The 5,710-nt window shown below is 44.3% G+C and carries 6 protein-coding genes; 1 reads left to right on the top strand and 5 read right to left on the bottom strand.

The features are described 5' to 3' along the window. A partial coding sequence (locus AC1DSE_RS29000) for an aldo/keto reductase (protein ID WP_477528614.1) occupies positions 1–173 on the bottom strand: 173 nt, incomplete at its 3' end. A 145-nt stretch (positions 174–318) separates the two neighbouring features. On the opposite strand from AC1DSE_RS29000, the gene udk reads away from it, so the two are divergent. After that, positions 319–954: a uridine kinase gene (gene udk, locus AC1DSE_RS28995; RefSeq protein WP_076268584.1), complete on the top strand. Its 636-nt coding sequence runs from the start codon at positions 319–321 to the stop codon at positions 952–954. 204 nt (positions 955–1,158) lie between these two features. Here the strand turns inward: udk and AC1DSE_RS28990 are convergent, their stop codons facing one another. From AC1DSE_RS28990 to AC1DSE_RS28975, 4 genes are all read right to left on the bottom strand, one after another. Next, positions 1,159–2,310, bottom strand: coding sequence for an MFS transporter (locus tag AC1DSE_RS28990; RefSeq protein ID WP_477512397.1), 1,152 nt, complete (start codon positions 2,308–2,310; stop codon positions 1,159–1,161). 18 nt (positions 2,311–2,328) lie between these two features. Next, positions 2,329–3,426: a polysaccharide deacetylase family protein gene (locus AC1DSE_RS28985; RefSeq protein WP_477512398.1), complete on the bottom strand. Its 1,098-nt coding sequence runs from the start codon at positions 3,424–3,426 to the stop codon at positions 2,329–2,331. 155 nt (positions 3,427–3,581) lie between these two features. Further along, positions 3,582–4,658, bottom strand: coding sequence for a copper resistance D family protein (locus AC1DSE_RS28980; RefSeq protein WP_477512399.1), 1,077 nt, complete (start codon positions 4,656–4,658; stop codon positions 3,582–3,584). A 195-nt stretch (positions 4,659–4,853) separates the two neighbouring features. Next, entirely contained in the window at positions 4,854–5,699 is an 846-nt protein-coding gene (locus AC1DSE_RS28975) for a carbohydrate ABC transporter permease (RefSeq protein WP_076268588.1), read from the bottom strand. Positions 5,700–5,710 lie beyond the last annotated feature (11 nt).

Raw genomic sequence — 5,710 nt, 5'->3', positions numbered from 1 at the left:
CCGTAACATTCTGCGGTATCAATCAGATTGATGCCAAGCTCACGCCCTTTATCGAGAATCAAATCGACTTCATTCTGCGAATACTCCCGGCCCCATTCTCCTCCAAACTGCCAGGTTCCGATGCCGATTACCGACACATTTAGTTCTGTGCTTCCGAGTCTTCTATACTTCAAGATCAACACTCCTTCTAAATGATGTAGCCTGTCCTTTTCATTTTAACATTTTAAACCATGAGTAAGAAATAGCATGCTTCCGTATTCTGTGCTACAATACTGAAATTGCTATGGCAATTTTATTAGGGAGGTTTACTGAATCACCATGCTTATTATTGGTATCGCTGGCGGCACCGGCTCGGGAAAAACTACGGTTGCACGCTCTGTCATTGAACGTCTTGGATCGGAAAAAGTAACTTTCATATCTCAGGATAACTACTATAAAACCTATTCGCATCTCAGCATGGCTGAACGTGAATTGATCAATTATGATCACCCTCTCTCTTTCGATATCGAGCTGCTCGCTCAAGATCTACTGCTTCTAAAAGAAGGGAAAACCGTTTACGCGCCAGTCTATGACTTCGCCGCTTATGCTCCATCCACTACAGAAACGGTAGAGCTTAAGCCGAACAATATCGTAATATTGGAAGGACTTCATGTACTCGCGGAAGAGAGCATTCGGAAGCTGCTCGACATCAAAGTATTCGTCGATACGGATCCCGATGTGCGTATTCTGCGCCGTGTGCTTCGGGATATTGAGGAGCGCGGCCGGACGATCCAGTCCGTTCATGACCAGTACTTGAAGACGGTTAAGCCAATGCACGAGGCTTTTATTGAACCATCCAAAAAATATGCCGATTTAATCATTCCCGAAGGCGGACACAATGAGGTCGGTATTCAGTTGCTGTCCATACTGACTGAAAAATATATGACAGATCACGAGCCGCCGATTCTCGGCTAATTGCGCTCTAAACATAGGAAAGGGGCAGTCCCTCCGGTCATTTCAGACCATGAGGGACTGCCCCTTTTTTAGTAAATGTAAGTTTAAAGTGCTATTCGGCAGCCTCTCAGCAACAATAAGACTACTTTCTAGATCTATTTCGGCAAAATGAGCTCATCCGATGATAATAAGACTATTTTCTAGATCTATTTTTTCGAGCAACCATTAAACAATCGAGTTTGTTTGGTTTCCGCGCTCATGATGCTTGTTTGCGAAAAACAGTACCGAAGCCGTCAGACATAAACAAAACAGAATCAAATAAAGGAATGGCGCGCCAAAATAATCGACAACCGCGCCGCCCATCGCATTGCCGACAATGCCACCAAGTCCCCAGGTTACAGCCGCATATACCGTTTGCAGAGTCGCTTTCGTGCCCTCAGTCGCATAGCTTTGTACGATTTCAACAGCTGTGCCCGCGACAAAAGCGAACGCGATCCCATTTAACAGTTGAACCGCCAGCGTCAATGAAACGTTGTCGAAGAAAAACATCGCGAAATATTGGATGCCATAGATCAAAGCCGCGACGCACAGCAGCTGATATCTGCCTATTCGCTTGCTTAGCTTCGTCGCCACCCAGAACATCGGCACCTCAATAATAGCGGCTATCGCAAATGCACTGCCGATCCAGCTCTTATCAAAGCCCATTTCCTTAAAGTATAATGGCAAAAAATTCATATTAATCGATGCAGACATCATCATCAGCATGCTAGTAGCGACAAAGATCATAAATGGTTTATTGCGAACAACCTCGCCCATTTGGCCGAATAACGTCACATTTCTTCGAGTAACCTTCGTTGCTGGAAGCAGCATGAGCGCCAAGCAGACGGTTATACTCACAATAAGATAATAAATAAAGATGTCGTTGTAGCCGTATTTTTCGTATAAAATGCCTGTAGCAAATGTACCTATCGCATAACTTAAAGCTCCCCATAATCTGACGCTGCCAAAGGAAAAACCTTTTTTGCTGGCAATTTCTACAGACATCGCGTCGCCTATCGGTCCGCCAGAGGATTGAAACCATGCAAAGAAAATAGACAAGAAAAGAATCCCCGCAAGTCCCTCCATAAGCTGAAATCCAAGCCCGAGTATCGGAGCAATGATAACGCAGATCATGATAATTTTGCGCGGATTGTTGATTCGGTCATTAATCATGCCCATCACGGGCTGGGCAATGACGCTGACCAGAGCCCATAAAGACAGGATGAGACCAACCGTTGTATGGCTAAAGCCGCGATCGCTGAAATATAGACTGGTGTAAGGCATAACGACAGAAATGGCTAGATACCATAAAAAATAATAGGTTGCTAATGACTTCACCGGGTACGTACCTTCTCTCTACAGCTCTTCCTTAATCTCCGATTGCCAGCCGAGCTGCCTGCACATCTCATGCATATTGCGAATATCCCGTCTTGCTTCAATGCGGGTTAACCCTAATTCCATTGCATGCTTAGCAGCCCACCGAAGCAAATATACGAGCGTATCCGCTTGCGCTTCCTTAGCCGCAAAGTCGAGTAGTACAAGCGTATCTTCTACGACACCAGCGCGTACGAAACCCCAATAGGAGCCTTCAAACTGCCATATGTGGAACAGCTCACGATTCTCTATAACGCCGAATTCATGAATTGGATTCTCCAAATGCTCAAGCCATTCCTGCTCGGAATTGAATTGAAGCGTATATTGTGGAACGTTCCATGCTATGGTCTGAGCAGCTAGCGCAGACAGCTCCTCTTTATTTGCCAAGGGAGCCCAGCCCTCCGAAGGATAATCCAGCTCAGACGGAACCTCAACCGTTATTTTCCAAGGCTTGTAGCCTACTTCTAACCCTGCTGACTCCAGCATTTCGGGAATACCAACGCATCGTAGTCCTCTTTGCTTAGCGGTTTGGATAAGTGCTCTTAAAGCCTCCGGAGTGCCTGTCGCAATATCATTGCTATGCATGACGACAATCGTCCCTTTATCTAGAACGGGTTCGACCTTTGCAATGATATCTTCCGAAGATACGCCCCTCCAATCTCCTGAATCGACGCCTTCAATGTCCCGATAGCCGCCCCATTCGTCCAGCCAATCCAAGTTTTCCTCGCGGAAAGAACAATAAGGAAAACGCATAAAAGTTGGGCAAGCAAGGCCTGTCGCATCCTGATAAGCCAGCTCGGTCAGCTTAAGCTGCTCCAAAAATACAGCCTTAGGCACCTGTGCCATCCGGCGATGATGATACGTATGAGGGGCAAGAACATGACCCCGAGACAAAATCTCTCTAGCTTTATCTGGATATCTATCTATCCACTCGCCCGTAAAAAAGAAGGTGCCAATCGCTTCTTCTTCCTCTAGAACAGAAAGCCAAAGTTCAAGTGGTAGATGTGAAGGCCCGTCATCAAACGTAAATGCACATATCGGCTGGTCGTTATTTCCCTTCCAAAACGCTTCAATTGTCATATGGCAACCCCTATTCTCTCGTTAGTTTCCTGTATTATAGTTGAGAATAAAAAAATGTTCCAATACTCTCCTCTCCTTATCTAATACAATCCTACTGTCTTACAAAAAAAACTCGTCTTGCTTAAAAAGCAAAAACGAGTTTCCTTCTATCCGCTCTATTGAACAGATAAAAGTATGCCAAAAAACGGGAATAAGACAGCTATGCAAGCAAAGGCAGCAAACATGCTGCGTTTCTCTTTTTTATAGCTGGGAAATAATAAGGCCAGTGCTGCAATTCCAATAACAATCATGCTGATATATCCCAAACTCCAGTTCCACTGCAGCGACAAGTCTTGCAAATCGCCATGCAAAAAAGTAAATAACGGAGATGGAGAAGGCTGTTCGAACTCCCCTTCATGAGGCGGCTCCTGTACACCCATGTAGGCGGTTGTGATGAGAATGACTAGTGCAAGAAACGTTTCCGCGCGAAGCCACCATTGCAATCTACTTTTATGTCGACCATGATCTGTAATTTTTGATAGAAACCCATTCATAAAGCCTAGAAGAACAAGCGGCAAGAAAACAAGATGCTTAAGTAGAAGCGCTTGTCCATAATTGATTCCCCATGAGTTGATATAACCATCGACTAGGAGAAACATCATCATTATACCAGCCGCTACAATTAGGACGATGCTGCTGATCGACATTGGCGTAAACCATCGTACAAACGCCTTCCAGTTCCATTCCCCTTTTGTAAACCAAGCAACAATAAGAAGCGTGCCGAGCCAAAGAGAAACTGCAGCGACATGAACGGATTGTGAAAGTACGCCCCAGAAAGGCGAGAAGCCTGCCGGATGGCTGGCCCAGCCATGAGCTAGAATACTGGCACACCATAAGAGTGCTAAAACCCATTTGGTCATTTTACCCTGCAAGCCTTTAAACTGTGTGATCATGTACATCACGGTACATATAATGAGATTCCACACCCAAGCATTGCCGTACGAATAATCTTTTACAACAATTAATAAAACTTGAATAAAGGGCATGTCCTGCGCAAAATCGTGTAAAACAAGCGCTGATCGAAGAATCGACATAAATGAAAAAAGCGGGATTGCCAATAAAGCATATTGAAATAAATCAGTGATGTTCTTTAATTGTGGTTTGGACTTCTCTGGAATGAATTGAAGCAATAGATAACCACCGGTCAAAGCAAAGGACAAATAAAGCAGCGTTTCAAACAAATAAATGTACAATATGATCAACTCCAAGCACAGGGTTCAACTCAAAAGTCATCATATCATAAATAAAAACAAATGAATGCATGCTCATATGATATTTGTTTGAAAAATAGGAATGCCTGAACTCGAGTACGTATTCCATAAACGAACAGCTCCTTCCTCGGAAGAGAAAAGAGCTGCCAGCTGCTATTGGATTATTCAAATATTAGCTTATTTAACCGCACCAGCTGTAATCCCGCTTGCGATTTGCCTTTGAAAAATAATATAAATAATAAGAACGGGAATAATGGTGATCAATAGCGCTGCGAACAACGGACCCCACTCTGTACGATACTGCATCTCGGCTTGCATAACGCCAATTTCCACCGGCAGCGTATACTGGGTCGGATCATTAATAAGTATCGTACCCACGATATATTCGTTCCAGATGTTCAGGATGTTGACGATGCCAACCGTGATCAAACCCGGCTGCGCTAGCGGAAGCATAACTCGGAAAAATGTCCCGTAATAAGAAGCGCCATCCACGATTGCTGCTTCCTCGAGCTCCTTCGGCAGCGACTTGAAAAACCCAACGAGCACAAAGATGCCGAAGGCCAGCAAGCTGGACGTATAAACAAATATCAATCCAAGCTTCGTATTAATTAGGCCGAGTGAATTCATTAAGAAAAACAACGGAATGAGCGCTAGTACAAACGGTACCATCATTGAGGAAATATAAAGCAGAAACAACGCATTGCTTCCTCTAAATTTATATCTCGCCAGCACATACGCTGTCGTTGCGGATAGCAGCAGCGCCAATATCGTCGATCCCGTCGTAATGACAAGGGAATTCACGAAATAAGTATCAAAGTGGTATTTGCTCCACACATACGAGAAATTGGACCAAATAAGTGGAATCTCCGGCAAAGCCCACGGTGCATTTAAGAAAAATTGTTCATTATTTTTTAGAGAATCAAGCAAAGTCCAAATGAGCGGGTACAATACCGATATGCCCCATAGGATCAAAATGGCATAGATGATTAGCTTGGCGATCGGATTTTTAATCTGTATATTCATCTCTTTATCCC

This window comes from Paenibacillus sp. 01L418 (assembly GCF_056400045.1).
This window is presented reverse-complemented; position numbering and strand designations above follow the sequence as displayed.